The sequence below is a fragment of the Phenylobacterium sp. genome (assembly GCF_037138395.1).
Taxonomy (GTDB): domain Bacteria; phylum Pseudomonadota; class Alphaproteobacteria; order Caulobacterales; family Caulobacteraceae; genus Phenylobacterium.
In genome coordinates, this window is sequence record NZ_JBAXIM010000004.1 from 16,580 (window position 1) to 33,157 (window position 16,578).

The 16,578-nt window shown below is 67.6% G+C and carries 16 protein-coding genes; 10 read left to right on the forward strand and 6 right to left on the reverse strand.

Annotation, left to right across the window (positions count from 1 at the left end; all coding sequences use genetic code 11):
- Positions 1-65: 65 nt before the first annotated feature.
- The 3 genes from WCJ52_RS00600 to WCJ52_RS00610 all read left to right on the forward strand — a co-directional run bounded on the left by WCJ52_RS00600 (position 66) and on the right by WCJ52_RS00610 (position 5,453).
- The gene (locus WCJ52_RS00600; protein WP_336901343.1) at positions 66-884 is read left to right on the forward strand and encodes an SDR family oxidoreductase; all 819 of its coding nucleotides are present in this window, start codon (positions 66-68) and stop codon (positions 882-884) included.
- A 62-nt stretch (positions 885-946) separates the two neighbouring features.
- Complete coding sequence (locus tag WCJ52_RS00605; protein ID WP_336901344.1) at positions 947-3,181, forward strand: S9 family peptidase; 2,235 nt, start codon at positions 947-949, stop codon at positions 3,179-3,181.
- Between the two features lie 31 nt (positions 3,182-3,212).
- Complete coding sequence (locus tag WCJ52_RS00610) at positions 3,213-5,453, forward strand: transferrin receptor-like dimerization domain-containing protein (protein WP_336901345.1); 2,241 nt, start codon at positions 3,213-3,215, stop codon at positions 5,451-5,453.
- 57 nt (positions 5,454-5,510) lie between these two features.
- On the opposite strand, the gene WCJ52_RS00615 is transcribed toward WCJ52_RS00610, so the two are convergent.
- A complete protein-coding gene (locus tag WCJ52_RS00615; RefSeq protein WP_336901346.1) occupies positions 5,511-6,728 on the reverse strand; it encodes an NADP-dependent isocitrate dehydrogenase in 1,218 nt (405 codons plus the stop codon).
- Positions 6,729-6,858: 130 nt separating this feature from the next.
- Between WCJ52_RS00615 and WCJ52_RS00620 the strand changes: the two genes are divergently transcribed.
- The 4 genes from WCJ52_RS00620 to WCJ52_RS00635 all read left to right on the forward strand — a co-directional run bounded on the left by WCJ52_RS00620 (position 6,859) and on the right by WCJ52_RS00635 (position 10,162).
- On the forward strand, positions 6,859-7,641 hold the full coding sequence (locus WCJ52_RS00620; protein ID WP_336901347.1) for an RNA methyltransferase: 783 nt from the start codon (positions 6,859-6,861) through the stop codon (positions 7,639-7,641).
- Positions 7,642-7,653: 12 nt separating this feature from the next.
- Positions 7,654-8,904 carry a DUF1254 domain-containing protein gene (locus tag WCJ52_RS00625; RefSeq protein ID WP_336901348.1) on the forward strand — a complete coding sequence of 417 codons (1,251 nt, stop codon included), beginning with the start codon at positions 7,654-7,656 and terminating at the stop codon, positions 8,902-8,904.
- Positions 8,905-9,069: 165 nt separating this feature from the next.
- Positions 9,070-9,687 carry a 30S ribosomal protein S4 gene (rpsD, locus tag WCJ52_RS00630; RefSeq protein WP_336901349.1) on the forward strand — a complete coding sequence of 206 codons (618 nt, stop codon included), beginning with the start codon at positions 9,070-9,072 and terminating at the stop codon, positions 9,685-9,687.
- Positions 9,688-9,790: 103 nt separating this feature from the next.
- Positions 9,791-10,162, forward strand: a complete 372-nt coding sequence (locus tag WCJ52_RS00635) for a hypothetical protein (RefSeq protein ID WP_336901350.1) — start codon at positions 9,791-9,793, stop codon at positions 10,160-10,162.
- Here the strand turns inward: WCJ52_RS00635 and WCJ52_RS00640 are convergent.
- The 4 genes from WCJ52_RS00640 to WCJ52_RS00655 all read right to left on the reverse strand — a co-directional run bounded on the left by WCJ52_RS00640 (position 10,146) and on the right by WCJ52_RS00655 (position 12,606).
- Positions 10,146-10,574: a thioesterase family protein gene (locus tag WCJ52_RS00640; protein WP_336901351.1), complete on the reverse strand. Its 429-nt coding sequence runs from the start codon at positions 10,572-10,574 to the stop codon at positions 10,146-10,148. The genes WCJ52_RS00635 and WCJ52_RS00640 overlap by 17 nt on opposite strands.
- A gap of 10 nt (positions 10,575-10,584) precedes the next feature.
- A complete protein-coding gene (grxD, locus tag WCJ52_RS00645; RefSeq protein WP_336901352.1) occupies positions 10,585-10,917 on the reverse strand; it encodes a Grx4 family monothiol glutaredoxin in 333 nt (110 codons plus the stop codon).
- Positions 10,918-10,981: 64 nt separating this feature from the next.
- Complete coding sequence (locus WCJ52_RS00650) at positions 10,982-11,224, reverse strand: BolA family transcriptional regulator (protein WP_336901353.1); 243 nt, start codon at positions 11,222-11,224, stop codon at positions 10,982-10,984.
- Positions 11,225-11,376: 152 nt separating this feature from the next.
- Complete coding sequence (locus WCJ52_RS00655; RefSeq protein ID WP_336901354.1) at positions 11,377-12,606, reverse strand: serine hydrolase domain-containing protein; 1,230 nt, start codon at positions 12,604-12,606, stop codon at positions 11,377-11,379.
- A 102-nt stretch (positions 12,607-12,708) separates the two neighbouring features.
- Here WCJ52_RS00655 and WCJ52_RS00660 point away from each other — a divergent pair, with 102 nt between their 5' ends.
- Positions 12,709-13,200 carry a CinA family protein gene (locus WCJ52_RS00660; RefSeq protein WP_336901355.1) on the forward strand — a complete coding sequence of 164 codons (492 nt, stop codon included), beginning with the start codon at positions 12,709-12,711 and terminating at the stop codon, positions 13,198-13,200.
- A 3-nt stretch (positions 13,201-13,203) separates the two neighbouring features.
- On the opposite strand, the gene purL is transcribed toward WCJ52_RS00660, so the two are convergent.
- Complete coding sequence (gene purL, locus WCJ52_RS00665; protein WP_336901356.1) at positions 13,204-15,399, reverse strand: phosphoribosylformylglycinamidine synthase subunit PurL; 2,196 nt, start codon at positions 15,397-15,399, stop codon at positions 13,204-13,206.
- A gap of 107 nt (positions 15,400-15,506) precedes the next feature.
- On the opposite strand from purL, the gene WCJ52_RS00670 reads away from it, so the two are divergent.
- Positions 15,507-16,004, forward strand: coding sequence for a DUF4188 domain-containing protein (locus WCJ52_RS00670; protein ID WP_336901357.1), 498 nt, complete (start codon positions 15,507-15,509; stop codon positions 16,002-16,004).
- Positions 16,005-16,102: 98 nt separating this feature from the next.
- Positions 16,103-16,578, forward strand: a 476-nt coding sequence (locus WCJ52_RS00675; RefSeq protein ID WP_336901358.1) for an amino acid permease, incomplete at its 3' end; no start/stop codon positions are given.

Here is a 16,578-nt window from a genome sequence, read left to right on the forward strand (position 1 = left end):
CGCGCCGCCTCCGGGGTGAGGGTTCAGGAATAACTTGAACTCCATAAGGTCCGGGAGGCCGCCCCATGTCACAGCCCGTCATCAATCCTAACGGAACCCTCAAGGGCAAGGTGGCCTTGGTCACCGGCGCCAGCCGCGGCATAGGTGAGGCGATCTGCGCCCGCCTGGCCATGGAGGGTGCCCGGGTCGTGGCCTCGGCCCGGACCGCTGAGTCCGGAGAAAGCCGCCTGCCTGGCACCCTGCACGAGACGGTGGACCGCCTGCGCCGGGCCGGCGCCGAAGCGGCCTTCATCAAGGCCGACCTCGCGCTTATGGAGGACCGCGAGCGCCTGATCGACGAGACCGCCGCCCTGTATGGCCCCGTCGACATCCTCATCAACAACGCCGCCATCACCTACTTCATGCCGGTGGTCGACTTCACCGAGAAGCGCTTCAAGCTGATGATGGAGGTGCAGGTCTATGCGCCCTTCCATCTGTCCCAGCTGGTCCTGCCCTCGATGATCGAGCGGGGCTCAGGCTCCATCGTGAACATCTCCTCGCCGGCCGGCATCCATCCCAAGCTGCCCTACGGCGCGGGCCGGGGCGGGACCGTCTACGGGCTGTGCAAGGCGGCGCTCGAGCGGTTCTCCACAGGTCTCGCATCCGAGGTCCAGGCCAACGGGATCGCCGTCAACGTCGTGTCGCCCGGCTTAGTGGACACGCCCGGCGTGGCGGTGCACGGCCTGATCAACGCGCAGTCCAAGGACCGGGTCCAGCCCATCGAGTACATCGCCGAGGCGGTCTACCAGCTGGCCAAGGCGGATCCGGCGACCATGACCGGCCGGGTGGACTATGCCGAGCCCCTGCTCAAGGAGCTGGGCCTGGAGCCCTCTGCCCTCATCTGACGACCCGGGCCTGCCCTTGGGCGGGACAGCCGGCCTTGATCCCGCCCACCGGAGGTGACCGAATGAAGCTTGTTGCAGGGGTGCTGGCCCTGGCCCTGACGGCCGAAGGGGCAGCCGCTGCCGATCTGGCCCTGGAGCGGGTCTATTCGGCCCCGGACCTAAGTGGCCCGAGGGCACGTGGGGTCGCCCTGTCCCCGGACGGGACCCTGGTGACCTACCTCCGCGCCCGGGCGGACAATCCCCGGGTCACGGACCTCTGGGCCGCCGACGTGGCGGGCGGGGCACCCCGCCGCCTGATCGACTCCGCCGCCCTGATCCCGGGCGAGAGGGTCCTGTCCGAGGCCGAGAAGAGCCGGCGCGAGCGCCAGGGCGTCCAGACCTCAGGCGTCGTGTCCTACGACTGGGACGACGAAGGCCGGTTCATCCTGGCCCCGGTGGAGGGCGACCTCTGGCTCTGGTCCCGGAGCGACAGCTCGCTGCGGCGTCTGACGGACACGCCGGACGACGAAATCGACGCCCGCGTCTCGCCCCGGGGCGGCTTCGTCTCCTTCGTCCGCGGGGACAATCTCTGGGTGGCACCATCCGGCGGCGGGGACGCCCGGGCCCTGACCCAAGATGGCTCCGAGCTCCAAAGCTGGGCGACCGCCGAGTTCATCGCCCAGGAAGAGATAGACCGCCAGACCGGCTACTGGTGGAGCCCGGATGAGACCCGGATCGCCCTGACCCGGACCGATCTGTCCGGCGTGGACGTGGTCGAGCGGCTCGATGTGAATGCAGCCGGGGCGGTGATTGTGGCCCAGCGATATCCCCGGACCGGACGCCCCAACGCCCGGGTCGAGCTGTTCGTCGCCAGTCTTTCCGGCGGCGCGCCCGTCCGTGTGGACCTTGGGGCGGACGCGGATGTCTACCTGGCCCGGGTGGACTGGTCGCGAGACGGCCGAACTCTTTACGTCCAGCGCCAGTCCCGGGACCAGAAGCGGCTGGATCTGCTGGCGGTGGACCCCGCCGACGGCCGCTCGCGGATCCTGCTCACGGAGACGAGCGCCCACTGGGTGGAGCTCTCCGACGACTTCCGTCCGCTGAAGGACGGGACCTTCCTCTGGTCCTCCGAGCGGTCGGGCTGGAAACACCTCTACCTCCATGGGGCGGACGGTCGGCCCATCCGCCAGGTCACGCAGGGTGACTGGCCTATCGACGCCCTGCAGGGGGTCGACGAGACCCGGGGCGTAGCTTTCTTCACCGCCAATCGCGACACCCCTGTCGAGCGAAGGCTCTACGAGGTCTCCTGGAAGCGTCCGGCGCCGCCAAAGGCGATCACACCCGCTGGCGGCTGGTGGACCGTAAAGGTCGCCGGGCGAGGGACCGCCTTCACGGGAACCTACGAGGACCCCGCCACACCGCCCCGGACCGGGCTCTACCGTGCCGATGGGAGTCGGGTGCGCTGGGTCGAGGAAAACGCCCTCGATTCTAGGCACCCGATGGCGCCCTACCGCGACCGTCTGCCTGCGCCGGAGTTCGGGACCCTGAAGGCCCAGGACGGATCGGACCTGTGGTGGTCCCTGCGCAAGCCGCCCGGATTCGATCCCTCCCGGCGCTACCCGGTTGTCGTGAAAGTCTATGGCGGCCCCGGCAGCGCCCAGGTCCGCAAGGTCTGGAACGATCCCGCTGATCTCCTCTATCTGCAGTCGGGCTTCCTGCTCTTTTCCCTCGATAACCGGGGCACGCCCAACCGGTCGCAGGCGTTCAAGACCGCTATCGACCGGCGGCTCGGCCAGCTGGAGGTCGGTGACCAGATCGCCGGCGCCCGCTGGCTTGCGGGTCAGTCCTTCGTCGATCCCGCGCGGATCGGGGTCACCGGCTGGTCCTATGGCGGCTACATGACGCTCATGCTGCTGACCGCTCCCGACACCCCCTTCACCGCCGGGGTCTCCGGGGCGCCGCCGACCGACTGGACCCTCTACGACACCCATTACACAGAGCGTTACATGGGCAAGCCGTCGGAGAACCCCGCCGGTTACGCCGCCTCCGAGGTAACGGCCCGGCTGGGCCGCCTGAAGCCGGACAGCCTCCTTCTGCTCCACGGCATGGCCGATGATAACGTCACCTTTGACAACTCCACCCGGGTCATGGCCAACCTCCAGGCGCGCGGAACGGCCTTTGAGGCCATGGTCTACCCGGGACTGCGGCACCGGGCCGGCTGGACCCAGGCCAACCTGATGCACAGAACACGGACGACCCTGGACTTTTTCAGGCGCAAGCTGGGGACGGGGACTGTGCAGCCGACCAACCCCAAGTAGTCTGACCCTTCAGAGTTCCGACGAGGACATCATGCGCCGCTCAACCCCCTGGATCTTCCCCCTGATCGCCCTGGCGGTCGCCGTGGCCCCTGCCTCCGCCAAGCCCCGGGACGAAGCCGGCCTCGACGCCCGGATCTCCGCCGACGAGATGGTGGGGTGGATGAAGCGCCTTGCGGCCGAGCCCAGCCATGTCAGCTCGCCCGCCAGCCGGGGAAACGCCGAGTGGGTGCGTGACCAGTTCCAGTCCTGGGGCTGGGACGCGCGGATCGAGACCTTCCAGGTGCTCTATCCGACCCCGTTGTCTGTGAGCCTGGAGCGCCTGACCCCGACGCCCTTCCGGGCGACCCTGACCGAGGCCCCGGTGCCCGGCGACGGGTCCTCGTCGAAGACGAAGGACCAGCTTCCGGCGTATGTCGCCTTTCAGGGCGACGGCGATGTCACCGCCCCGCTGGTCTACGTGAACTTCGGCATGCCCGAGGACTATCGCGCCCTTGAGCGCATGGGCGTGTCGGTCAAGGGCAAGATCGTCATCGCCCGCTACGGCGTGGGCTGGCGGGGCCTGAAGCCAAAGCTGGCCCAGGACCATGGGGCGATCGGCTGCATAATCTACTCAGACCCCCAGCAGGACGGCTATGGGACGGATGACGTCTATCCCAAGGGTGGCGGCCGACCGGCCCAGAGCTTCCAGCGCGGCTCCGTGGCCGACATGCCGATCTATCCCGGCGATCCCCTGACTCCGGGGGTTGGTGCGACTGAAAATGCAAAGCGCCTGACCCGGGAGACCGCCGAGACGGTCCTCAAGATCCCCGTCCTGCCGATCTCGTATGGCGACGCCCGCCACTTCCTGGAGGCCCTGGAGGGCAGTGTGGTCCCCGCCGCCTTCGTGGGCGGGCTTCCGATCACCTACCACTTGGGCGGGACCGACGCGGTCAAGGTCCACCTTGCGGTGAAGTCCGAATGGAGCCTGAAGACCATCTACGACGTGGTCGCTGTCCTGAAGGGGTCCGAACAGCCTGACCAGTGGGTGCTGAGGGGCAACCACCGTGATGGCTGGGTATTCGGCGCGGCGGACCCGATCAGCGGCCACGTATCGCTGATGGCTGAGGCCAAGGCCATCGGCGCCCAGGCCCGGGCTGGACAGAGGCCCAAGCGGACCCTCGTCTACCTGAGCTGGGATGCTGAGGAGCCCATGCTGCTGGGGTCCACGGAATGGGCCGAGACCCACGCCGATGAGCTGAAGGCCAAGGCGGTCATCTACCTGAACAGTGACGGCAACGAGCGGGGCCAGTTCGGCGCCGAGGGCAGCCATGCCTTTGAGCACTACGTCAACCAGGTGATCGCCGACGTCCAGGACCCTGAGACCGGAGTTCCCGTGGCGCAGCGGCTCAGGGCCTCCATGCAGGTGAGGGGGGCGGAGCCCGGCGCCGGCGAGCGCGCAGCCGCCCAGGCGAAGCTCGCTGCGGATCCGGCGCATGACCTCCCCATCGGTGCCCTCGGCTCCGGGTCCGACTATTCCGCCTTCATCGCTCACCTGGGCATACCCTCGATCAACTTCAGCTTCGGGGGGGAGGGCAACTCTGGCGGCGTCTATCACTCGGCCTACGACACCTGGGAGCACCACCTGGCATTCGACGATCCCGGCCTGGCCTATTCCGCAGCCCTCGCCAAGGTGGGCGCCCGCCTGGTCACGCGCATTGCTGACGCTGACCTGCCCGTTCAGGTCTACGGCAACCTGGCCGAGACGGTCGCTGGCTATCGGGACGAGATCAAGAAGCTCACCGCCTCGCGTCGGGATGCCCAGCAGGTCCAGTCCCGGCTACTGGCGTCCGGCGCCTACCGCCTCGCCGATGATCCTACCCGCCCACGGGCGGATCCGACCGCCCTGTCGCCCGTACCTGACATCAGCTTCGCGCCCCTGGATTCGGCGGTCACACATCTCCAGAAGAGCGCTGCGGCCTATGACCAGGCCCTGGCGGCCCGGGGACCCGGCCTCTCGAAGGCCACCCGGAGCCAGCTCTTCGAGTTGCAGCGTCGCCTCGAGATGACCCTCGCCCGCGACCCGGGCCTTCCCGGCCGGCCCTGGTACCGGAACATGCTCTATGCGCCCGGGCGCTTCACGGGGTATGGCGCAAAGACCCTGCCAGGCATCCGCGAGGCCATCGAGGAAGAGCGCTGGGTTGACGCTAACCGCTATATGAAGCTCACAGCCCAGACCCTGGAGGCCTACGCCTCCGGGCTGGACGAGGCGGTGCGCCTGATCCAGGGGGCCTAGGCCGCCCCGGTCAGGCGGCCCCAGCCAGGTCAGGCGACCCCAGCCAGGCCGCTTTGGTCAGGCGGCCGCCAGGGCCTTGTCCAGGTTGGCGGCGATCTTGTCGAGGAAGCCCTCGGTGGTCAGCCAGCCCTGGGAGTCGCCGACCAGAAGGGCCAGGTCCTTGGTCATGGAACCGGACTCGACCGTCTCGACGCAGACCCGCTCAAGTGTGTGGGCGAAATTGGCCAGGGCCTCGTTGCCGTCCAGCTTGGCCCGGTGCTCCAGGCCCTGGGTCCAGGCGAAGATCGAGGCGATCGAGTTGGTCGAGGTCGACTCGCCCTTCTGGTGCTGGCGGAAATGGCGGGTCACGGTGCCGTGGGCGGCCTCGGCCTCCATGGTCTTGCCGTCCGGGGTCAGTAGGACCGAGGTCATCAGACCCAGTGAGCCGAAGCCCTGGGCAACCTGGTCGGACTGGACGTCGCCATCGTAGTTCTTGCAGGCCCAGATGAAGCCGCCATTCCACTTCAGGGCCGAGGCGACCATGTCGTCGATCAGGCGGTGCTCGTAGGTTAGGCCCGCCTCCTTGTACTGGGTGGCGAACTCAGCCTCATAGACCTCGGAGAAGATGTCCTTGAAGCGCCCGTCATAGGCCTTGAGGATGGTGTTCTTGGTCGAGAGATAGACCGGGTAATTGCGCTGCAAACCATAGGCGAGGGAGGCCCGGGCGAACTCGCGGATCGACTCGTCGATGTTGTACATGGCCATGGCGACGCCGGAGCTGGGGTAGTCGAAGACCTCGTGCTCGATCTCCTGGCCGTCCTCGCCGGTCCACTTGATGGTCAGCTTGCCCTTACCGGGGACCCGGAAGTCCGTGGCGCGATACTGGTCGCCGAAGGCGTGGCGGCCGATGATGATGGGCTGGGTCCAGCCGGGGATCAGCCGCGGGACATTGCGGCAGATGATGGGCTCCCGGAAAACCACGCCGCCGAGGATGTTGCGGATCGTGCCATTCGGCGACTTCCACATCTTCTTCAGGTTGAATTCCTTCACCCGGGCTTCGTCCGGGGTGATGGTCGCGCACTTCACGCCGACGCCATGACGCTTGATCGCCTCGGCGGATTCGATCGTGACCTTGTCGTCAGTGGCGTCGCGATGCTCCATCCCCAGGTCGTAGTAGTCGAGGTCGATGTCGAGGTGGGGGAAGATCAGCTTGTCCTTGATCCACTGCCAGATGATGCGGGTCATTTCGTCCCCGTCCAGGTCCACGACAGGGTTGGCGACTTTGATCTTGGCCATGGCGCGCGCGCACTCCTCGGTGAAACGATAGGGTTCTGGAGGTGCTATACCCGCCCCTGCGCCCGGCGCAAAGGCTGCGGGCCCGGGTTCAGCTTGCGCGGGAGGACGTCAGGCCTGAAAAGGGCCAGGCATGACCCTTCTGGCTCCCGCCATCATTCTCGACCGACCGCAACTGGGCCAGAACATAGGCGCCGTGGCGCGGGCCATGGCCAACTTCGGCCTGACCGACCTGCGCCTGGTGGCGCCGCGCGACGGCTGGCCGCAGGAGCACGCCTGGGCATCGGCCTCAGGCGCCGACTGGCCTCTGAACGCCGCACGGGTCTACGAGACGGTGGCCGAGGCCATCGCCGACCTGACCCTGGTCCTGGCCACGACCGCCCGCCCCCGGGAACTCCAGCTCCCCGTCCTGACCCCCCGGGAGGCCGCCGAACAGGCCCATGCGGAGGCTGCACAAGGGCTGCATACGGGACTTTTGTTCGGCCCCGAACGGGCCGGCCTGGAGACCGCCGACATCGCCCTCTGCCAGGCCGTCGTCACCCTGCCGGTGGACCCGCGGTTCCGGTCGCTCAACCTGGCCCAGGCGGTGATCATCCTGGCCTATGAGTGGCGCATGGGCCTGGACGCCGCCGCCCCGGCTATCTTCCGTCCCGGCCCGGAGCCTGCGGACGCCGCCAGCCTGATGGGCCTCTACGGTCATCTCGAGGCCGAACTGGAAACCGCCGGCTTCTTCCATCCGCCCGAGAAGAAGCCCTCCATGGTCCAGAACCTCCGCTCCGCCCTGGGCCGGGGCCGGTTCAGCGAACAGGAGGTCCGTACCCTCCGGGGCGTGATCACGGCCCTGTCCCGGGGTCGGGGGCGCGTGCTCGAGAAGATCGCCCGCAGCAAGGCCGAAGCCGAACGCAAGTCCAACTGAGAGACGCCGCCCATGACTGACCTCGACGCCCTCCGCGAAGCCGCCCGGGCGGCTTATGTCTTCACCCTGCCGCTCATCGAGATCGCCACGACCCGAAGCCGGGGACTGGCTGTTGGCTCGCCCATGAACACCTTCGGACACATGCGCAGGCTGGCGGACCACACCGCCCGGGCAGTGACGACGCCGAACAACGACACCTTCTATTCCACAGCCCAGGTGGACTTGTCCGAAGGCCCTGTGACCCTGACCCTGCCGCCCTCAGGGGACAGGTATCTCTCGGTCCAGTTCATGGACGCCTACAGCAATACCTTCGCCATCCTGGGCACGCGGACCACGGGCGGGAAGGGCGGGACCTACACCCTGGTCGGGCCGGGCGACGCCACCTCCCCGGGCCCGCGGGTGCTGCGCGCGCCGACCCGCCATGTCTGGGTCCTGGCCCGCATCCTGGTGGAGGGGCCGGAGGACGCGGCCGACGCCAAGTCGGTGCAGACGGGCCTGTCCATGCAGGGGCCAGCCACCGCGGATCCGGGGACCTCCGCCAACCGGGGGGCCGACTGGCGGGACTACTTGGCGTCCGCCGCCGAGCTGATGCGGCTCAACCCGCCGCCGGTCATGGACGGCCGGATCCTGGCGCGCATGGCGCCCCTGGGCCTGGAGGCCTTCGAGCCGGACCGGTTTAGGCCGGAAGAGGCGGCGGCAATCGCCGAGGGCCTGGAGGCGGGCCGCCGCTTCGGCCGAAGCGCTGGCGGCCTGACTGGACCCAGCTTCATCGACGGCTGGTCCTATCCGGACGGACGGCTGGGGAATTTCGGCCAGAACTACGCCCTGCGCGCCGCTGTGGCTGTGGGCGGGCTCGCCGCCCTGCCGCCGGAAGAGGCCATGTACATGCGGGCGGAGGGCGACCTGCCTCGGTCCCTGTTCGATGGCGGTCGGGCCTGGAGGCTTCATTTCCCGGCGGACCGCCAGATTCCCGTCGATAGCTTCTGGTCCCTGAGCCTCTATGAGGCGACGGAGGACGGGCAGTTCTTTTTCACCCGGAACGATATTAATCGCTTTGCGATTGGCGATCGGACGCCGGGCCTGGCCCGTAACCCCGATGGTTCCCTGGACATCTGGATCGGGGCCGCCTCGCCGGGGCCGGAGCGGGAGTCGAACTGGCTGCCAGCGCCAGAGGGTCCCTTCGCCCTCTTCATGCGGGCCTACCTGCCGCGGCCCGAGCTTCTGGACGGCCGTTGGCACCTGCCCCCTGTCGAGCCCGCCTGACCGCGCCGACGTTGCATTTCGCGCCCGGCTGGGGTAAGGACCGCGCCTTCCGTGCGTGAGACCTTTGTGTCCCTCGCCGGCATGACGGGCAGATGCAGAGCCGCCGTTGCAATCGCGGTCCCCAAGGGGCGCCGCCGGCCTGCGTCACATGAAGAGAGACGACACATGTCGAAGCGCCACTCGGCGAAATACAAACTCGACCGGCGGATGGGCGAGAACATCTGGGGTCGCCCGAAATCCCCGGTCAACCAGCGCTCCTACGGCCCCGGCCAGCATGGCCAGCGCCGCAAGCAGAAGACCTCCGACTTCGGCCTGCAGCTGCGGGCCAAGCAGAAGCTGAAGGGCTATTACGGCAACCTGACCGAGAAGCAGTTCTCGCGGACCTACCAGGAAGCCGCTCGCCGCAAGGGTAACACGGCCGAGACCCTGATCGGCCTGCTCGAGGCCCGTCTGGATGCGGTGGTCTACCGCGCCAAGTTCGTGCCCACCGTCTTCGCCGCACGCCAGTTCGTGAACCATGGACACGTGACGGTGAACGGCAAGCGGGTGAATATCGCCTCCTACCGGGTGAAGATCGAAGATGTGGTCCAGGTGCGCGAGCGCTCGCGCAATATGGCCCTGGTGCTCGAAGCCCTGCAGTCGGGCGAGCGCGATACCCCCGACTACATCGAGGTCGACGCCAAGGCCATGTCGGCCCGTTTCATCCGGACCCCGGAGCTTTCCGAGGTGCCCTATCCGGTGAAGATGGAACCCAACCTCGTGGTCGAATTCTACGCGTCCTGATCCGGACGCCCACCCGAGTCGAACAGGGGCCCCGGAGCGATCCGGGGCCTTTTTCGGTGGGGCGCGGCTTGCGGTTGGCTGCCGATTGGAGCGGAATGGGGACGTGCTGACCCGCCGCCTCCTTCTCGTCGGAACCCTGGCCCTTGCCGGCTGCACCAGCCTGCCCAGGTTGGACCCCTATCCGGCGACGGGCCCCTACCCGGAACTTGAGCCGGTCCGCCTCATTCGCATCGGACCGCAGGACCTGAGCCTCGAGGTGGCCAGTCGGGGCTGCGGGGCTCGCCCGGACCTGACCTTCTTTGTCGAGCGACGGGGCGGGGTGGCCACAGTCGCCTTCGCCCGACGGCGGATGCAGACCTGCCGGGATACGTCCGAGGCCTGGGTAGAGGTGGTGTTCAGCCGCAAGGCGCTGGGGCTTTCGGCAGACGAACCGGTCTTCCTCCTCAATCCCCTGGCGGTCAGGCCGGATCGATGAAGCGGGCGACCATCTCGATCGGGACACGCCGGGGGCGGCCACCCTCGCGCTCGATGAGGCACCAGGTGGTGCGCACCTGGGCGCACATGGCGCCGTCCGGCCCATCGATCCGCACAAAGCGGTCGAAGCGCGGGCCGTCTGCCCCCCGGGCCACCCAGGTCCGGCCTGTCGCGGTCTCGCCCGGCATCAGGGCGCGTCGGTAGTCGACCTCATGCCGCAGGCAGATCCAGGCCCAGCGCGCCTGATCTTCCTCAGGCTGACAGGCCTCCCAATGGGCAGTGGCCAGGTCCTGGGCCCAGGACAGGTAGACGACATTGTTGACGTGCCCGTTGGCGTCGATGTCCACCGGTCCCGGTGCAAAGGGCCGGGAGAAGACCTGCTGGTCCTGCGGCGGCTCGAACCGGTGGCTCACGGGGTGCCCGTCAGGCGATGAGGCCCTGCTCGGCCATATGGGTCTTGAGCTCGCCGGACTGGAACATCTCCTTGATAATGTCCGCCCCGCCGATGAACTCACCCTTGACGTAGAGCTGGGGAATGGTCGGCCAGTCCGAGAAGGACTTCACCCCCTCGCGCAGGTCCTGGTCCTGGAGGACGTCGACCCCGATATAGTCCACGCCCATATGGTCCAGGACCTGGACCACCAGGGCGGAGAAACCGCAGCGGGGCTGGTCGGGCACCCCCTTCATGAACAGCACCACCGGATTGGCGGCGATGGTCTGGCCGATGAAGTCGTGGACCGGAATATCAGTGGTCATGAGGAAATCTCCCGAAGGCTGTTCAACAGCTAGGCACCCGCCAGCGCCGGGTCAAGGCGCAGGTTCAGCCAGCCTGGTCCGGCGCCAGGGTTTCAAGGGCCAGGGCGTGGAGCTCACCCCCCATCTTACCCTTGAGCGCGGCATAGACCAGCTGGTGGCGCCGCACCCGCGGCAGGCCGCTGAAGGCGCTGCTGACGATCCGGGCGCGATAGTGGTCGCCGTCCCCCGCCAGGTCCTCGATGCGGATGTCGGCGTCCGGAAACGCCGCTCGCAGTTCGGCCTCGAGGGCGGTCTGGGTCATGGGCATTGGGCAGGCTCCGGACACGAGTCAGGCCGTCATGATGGCATACTTCCCCCCGGTCCGGGATTCCCGGGAGCCTGCCACCAAGGTGGCCTCGTCGGCTGCGTTGGCGGTCAGGGCGCGGAGGGCGAAGTCCTCCGCGCCTCCGCGTCCTGAGCTCAGTCCACTATGGCCGAGTAGACGAGGTTCTTCAGCTGGCCTCGGAAGTTGAAGGTGCCGGAGGGCATGAGCTGGGTCATGAAGACCATGGTCATGTCCTCCTTCGGGTCGACCCAGAAGATGGTCGAGGCCGCGCCGCCCCAGTAATAGTCGCCGACGCCGAGGCCGCCGGTCTCGACCACACCCTGCGTCGAGGCGAAGCCCAAACCGAAGCCCACGCCCTCGTTGGCCGTCTCGGAGAAGGAGCCGATCGCCAGCTGGGTCAGGTCCTTCCCGCCGGGCAGATGGTTCATGTGCATCATCTCAAGGGTCCGCGGCCCGAGGATGCGCACGCCGTCGAGTTCGCCGCCCCGGCGGAGCATCTCACAGAACCGCATGTAGTCCGCCGTGGTGCCTGTCAGGCCACCGCCGCCCGATTTGAAAGCGGCGTCTCGGGTATAATTGCTGGTCTGGGGATCGTCGATCAGCTTCAGCGCCTTGTCCGGTCCGCGCTGGTAGTTGGCGCAGAAGCGGTCGACCTTGTCGGGGGCGACGTGGAAGGCGGTGTCGACCATGCCCAGGGGCTCGAAGATCTCTTCCCGCAGGAAGTCGGCGAAGGGCCGGCCCGAGATGATCTCCACCAGGGCGCCGCAGACATCCGTGGCCAGGGAATACATCCAGCGTTCGCCGGGATGGTAGCGCAGCGGCACCTCGGCCAGCTTGTCCATGAACTCCACCATGGTGTCGGTGGTGTCCGATGAGCGGATCTTGAGCGCCCGGTAGACCTTGTCGATGGGGTGCTGAATTCCAACGCCGGGAAGTCCCCCGCCGTAGGTCAGGCCGGCTGCGTGCGACAGGACGTCCCGGAAGGTCGCCGGCCGGCGAGGCCGCTCGGTGACCATGTCCTCGCCTTCTCCGGACACCCAGACCCGGTGGTCTTTCCAGGACGGGACATAGCGGCTGACCGGGTCGTTCAGCTGGAAGTAGCCCCGCTCGTACAGCATCATCAGGGCGACCGACGTGATCGGCTTGGTCATGGAATAGATGCGGAAGATGGCGTCGTCGCGCATGGGCTTGTTGCGCTCCAGGTCCATGCTGCCGAAGGCTCCGGAATAGGCCTGGACGCCGTGACGGGCGATGGCAATCTGGCAGCCAGCGATCTTCCGCGGACCAATGTAGTTGCGCTCAATATGCTCGCCGATGCGCTCCAGGCGCGAAAGGTCGAATCCGGTTGAGTTCGTCGCTGTCATGGTTCTGGGCCTCCCCCTTGTTTGTCTCTAGGACTTTCCGGGGCATCATGCGCCTTACAGGCGGGGCGTGGCCAGCCCCCGCGACGCTTTGGGAGCCGCACCATGACCGCCACCCTCGATACCCTTGCTGAGACCATCGCCGGGGCCCTGCGCGCCCGGGGCGAAACGGTTGCCGTTGCCGAAAGCTCCTCCGGCGGGCTGATCTCGGCGGCCCTGCTGGGGGTTGGCGGCGCCTCGGCCTACTATCTGGGCGGTGGCGTGATCTATACCGCCAAGGCCCGCTTCGCCCTGCTGGATATCCCACGTGAGGCCACGGCGGGCATGCGCTCGTCCAGCGAGCCCTACGCACTGCTCCTGGCGCGATCGGTACGTGAGCAGTTCGGAGCCAGCTGGGGCATTTCCGAGACCGGGGCGGCCGGGCCGACCGGTAACGGCTATGGGGATGCGGCCGGACACTCCTGCGTGGCCATCTCGGGACCCATCGAGACCGTGGTCACCCTGGAGACGGGCAGCTCGGATCGCCGGGCCAACATGGAGGCCTTTGCCGCCGCGGCCCTGGATCTCCTGGGCCGTGGCCTGGCGGCCGCGGGCTAAGCCTCAGCCCATATAGCCTGGCATCCAGCCTTCGTGACGGCCCCGGAGGTCGTCTAGGGCCAGGCTGAAGAGGCCTTCGCAGGCGAGGATGCGTCCGCCAGCCGATCCGATCACCTGGGCAGGAACCCCTGCGGCGACGGCAGCTGACAACACGGCTGCGGCATCTGCGCAGCCGAGCAGGTATCGGCCCTGATCCTCGCCGAACAGCCAGGCCTGGGCGGGCAGGGGCCCTTCCGCCTTGAGGGTGATCCCCATATCGGAGGCCAGGGCCATCTCAGCGGCGGCGGCGACAAGGCCGCCGTCAGAGAGGTCGTGGACAACCTTGACCTGGCCCGATCGGACCAGGATTCGGACCAGGTCACCGTTCCTGCGCTCGGCAGCGAGGTCCACCGGGGGCGGGGCGCCGTCCTCCCGGCCCAGGATCTCGCGGAGGTACATGGAGGCACCCAGTTCCCCATGGGTCTCACCGACCAGGACCAGCGACATGCCGTCCACCAGGCTGGAGAAGTCCGCACGGTGGGCATGGTCCGGGATCAGGCCAACGCCCCCGACGGTCGGGGTAGGCGGGATCGCGACGCCGCTCGTCTCGTTGTAGAGGCTGACATTGCCGCTCACGACCGGGAAGTCGAGGACGCGGCAGGCTTCGGCCATACCGTCGATGGCGCGGACGATCTGGCCCATGATCTCGGGCCGCTCCGGATTGCCGAAATTCAGGTTGTCCGTGATGGCGATGGGGTCCGCGCCGACAGATGTGAGATTACGCCAGGCCTCGGCCACCGCCTGCTTGCCGCCCTCGTAGGGGTCGGCCTGGACATAGCGGGGGGTGCAGTCCGAGGTGGCGGCGATGGACTTTGGGGTCCCGTGCACCCGCACGATCCCTGCGTCTGCGCCCGTGGCGCTGTCCTCAAGGGTGTCGGCCATGACATGGCGGTCGTACTGCTCCCAGAGCCAACGCTTGGAGGCCATGTCGGGGGCGGACATCAGGCGCAGGACCGCCTCGGCGAAGTCGGGCGGCGCCGGCACGCTGGAAGGCTCCACCCGGGGCTGTAGAACGGGCTGGGTCCAGGGGCGGTCATAGAGGGGCGCATCGTCGGACAGGGGCGCCAGGGGCAGGTCGCAGACGATCTCGCCCTGGTGGTGGAGCACGATCCGCCCGGTGGTCGTGGTCTGGCCGATGACGGCGGCGTCCAATCCCCACTTCTCAAAGATCCGCTGCCCGTCAGCCTCCCGGCCCGGCTTGAGGATGGCCAGCATGCGCTCCTGGCTCTCCGAGAGCATCATCTCGTAGGCGCTCATGCCGGTCTCGCGCTGGGGCACCCTGTCGAGGTTAAGCTCGATCCCGACCCCGCCCTTGCCGGCCATCTCCACGGACGAGGAGGTCAGGCCTGCCGCGCCCATGTCCTGGATGGCGGCCACGGCACCGGAGGCCATTAGCTCAAGGGTGGCTTCGATCAGCAGCTTCTCGGCGAAGGGGTCGCCCACCTGCACCGTGGGCCGCTTCTCGTCCGAGGCGTCGTCGAACTCGGCCGAGGCCATGGTGGCGCCGTGAATGCCGTCGCGGCCGGTCTTGGAGCCGAAATAGACCACCGGCAGCCCCGCTGCAGGGGCGGCCGAGTAGAATATGGAGTCCGCGTTCGCCAGGCCCACGCACATGGCGTTGACCAGGATGTTGCCGTCGTAGCCCCTGTGGAAATTGGTCTCGCCGCCGATGGTGGGCACACCGACGCAGTTGCCATAGCCGCCAATACCCGCGACCACGCCGGACACCAGACGGCGTGTGCGCGGATGGGCCGGGTCGCCGAAGCGCAGGGCGTTGAGCAGGGCGATGGGTCGGGCGCCCATGGTGAAGACGTCCCGCATGATCCCGCCCACGCCCGTCGCTGCGCCCTGATAGGGCTCGATGAAGGAGGGGTGGTTGTGGCTCTCCATCTTGAAGATGCAGGCCTGGCCGTCGCCGATATCCACCACGCCGGCGTTCTCACCGGGGCCGCAGATCACCCGCGGTCCGGTGGTCGGGAACTTGGACAGGTGGCGGCGGCTGGATTTGTAGGAGCAGTGTTCGGACCACATGACCGAGAATACGCCCATCTCGACGAAATTCGGCTCGCGCCCCAGGCGCTGCAGGATGAGGTCATACTCGTCGGGCTTCAGCCCGAACTCAGCGGCTGTCTGGGCCATGGACTGGGTCGCGGAAGTCATGAGCCGCTTCTAGCCGGACTCGCGCAGAAGGGCGATAGGCCCGCACAGCAAGTCTTGACCTGTATCATTTACAGTGTATAGATGAGTCATGCCGTGAGGAGGCCCCCGTGTCCAAAATCATCGACAAACGCATCTGCGCCGAGATCGACGGCGACTTCGTCCTCTTCCTGATCGGCATGCGGGTGAACCGCCCCCTGAAGTTCTGGAAGTGGGGTCCGGTGGCCAACGCCATGCCGAAGATGATCATCGAGCTGTCCAAGCGGCCGGAGCTCGGAATGCTTCACGCCCGGACCCACTTCGGCTTCCCGGACATCTTCCTGGTCCAGTACTGGCGCAGTTTCGATCACCTGGAGGCCTACGCCCGGTCCCGGGAGCTCGAGCACCTGCCCGCCTGGCAGGCCTTCAACACGTCCGTGGGCTCCAACGGCGATGTCGGGATCTGGCACGAGACCTACCTGATCCAGAACGGGGCCTACGAGAACGTCTACAACAACATGCCCGCCTTCGGCATGGGCCTGGCCGGCCAGGTGCGTGACGCCACGGGCGCCCGCAAGGAGGCCCGGCAGAGAATGCAGGCGGCCTCGGGTCACCCACAGGGCGAGTGAGGCGGCCCATTCTGGCCTCAGTCATTGCCGGAACCGCCAATGCTGGCTAGCGTCCCCCTGAGATGCCACGCAGGCGCGGGGCGAACCAGGAGACGCAGATGGCCAATGGGGGGATTTTCCGGCGCAAGTCCGTCGCCCAGATCCAGTCCGAGCATGAGCATGGTGAACTCAAGCGCACCCTCGGGGCGCTGAATCTTACCCTGCTCGGTATAGGCTGCATTATCGGGACGGGTATCTTCGTCCTGACCGGCCGAGCTGCCGCCGAGTTCGCCGGGCCGGGCATCATGATCTCCTTCATCATCACCGGCACGCTCTGCGCCTTCGTGGCCCTCTGCTACGCCGAACTGGCCTCGGTACTGCCCGTCTCTGGATCCGCCTATTCCTACTCCTACGCTTCCATGGGCGAGATCGTCGCCTGGGTCATGGGCCTGCTCCTGATCCTGGAGTACGGCCTTGCAGGATCCACTGTTGCGGTGGGCTGGTCAGGCTACCTCGTCAGTCTGCTGAAGGACATTGGGGTCGTGATCCCGCCAGCATTCACGGCGGCTCCCGGTGTCGCGGTCAAGGACGCCTC

What these genes read in the sequence shown, in the direction of transcription:
- WCJ52_RS00655 (WP_336901354.1), bottom strand. Translation starts at nt 12,606, where the DNA reads ATGACAGCGACGAACTCAACCGGATTCGACCTTTCGCGCCTGGAGCGC.
- WCJ52_RS00605 (WP_336901344.1), top strand. Translation starts at nt 947, where the DNA reads ATGAAGCTTGTTGCAGGGGTGCTGGCCCTGGCCCTGACGGCCGAAGGG.
- WCJ52_RS00620 (WP_336901347.1), top strand. Translation starts at nt 6,859, where the DNA reads ATGACCCTTCTGGCTCCCGCCATCATTCTCGACCGACCGCAACTGGGC.
- WCJ52_RS00650 (WP_336901353.1), bottom strand. Translation starts at nt 11,224, where the DNA reads ATGCCCATGACCCAGACCGCCCTCGAGGCCGAACTGCGAGCGGCGTTT.
- WCJ52_RS00625 (WP_336901348.1), top strand. Translation starts at nt 7,654, where the DNA reads ATGACTGACCTCGACGCCCTCCGCGAAGCCGCCCGGGCGGCTTATGTC.
- WCJ52_RS00660 (WP_336901355.1), top strand. Translation starts at nt 12,709, where the DNA reads ATGACCGCCACCCTCGATACCCTTGCTGAGACCATCGCCGGGGCCCTG.
- grxD (WP_336901352.1), bottom strand. Translation starts at nt 10,917, where the DNA reads ATGACCACTGATATTCCGGTCCACGACTTCATCGGCCAGACCATCGCC.
- WCJ52_RS00610 (WP_336901345.1), top strand. Translation starts at nt 3,213, where the DNA reads ATGCGCCGCTCAACCCCCTGGATCTTCCCCCTGATCGCCCTGGCGGTC.
- rpsD (WP_336901349.1), top strand. Translation starts at nt 9,070, where the DNA reads ATGTCGAAGCGCCACTCGGCGAAATACAAACTCGACCGGCGGATGGGC.
- WCJ52_RS00600 (WP_336901343.1), top strand. Translation starts at nt 66, where the DNA reads ATGTCACAGCCCGTCATCAATCCTAACGGAACCCTCAAGGGCAAGGTG.
- WCJ52_RS00615 (WP_336901346.1), bottom strand. Translation starts at nt 6,728, where the DNA reads ATGGCCAAGATCAAAGTCGCCAACCCTGTCGTGGACCTGGACGGGGAC.
- purL (WP_336901356.1), bottom strand. Translation starts at nt 15,399, where the DNA reads ATGACTTCCGCGACCCAGTCCATGGCCCAGACAGCCGCTGAGTTCGGG.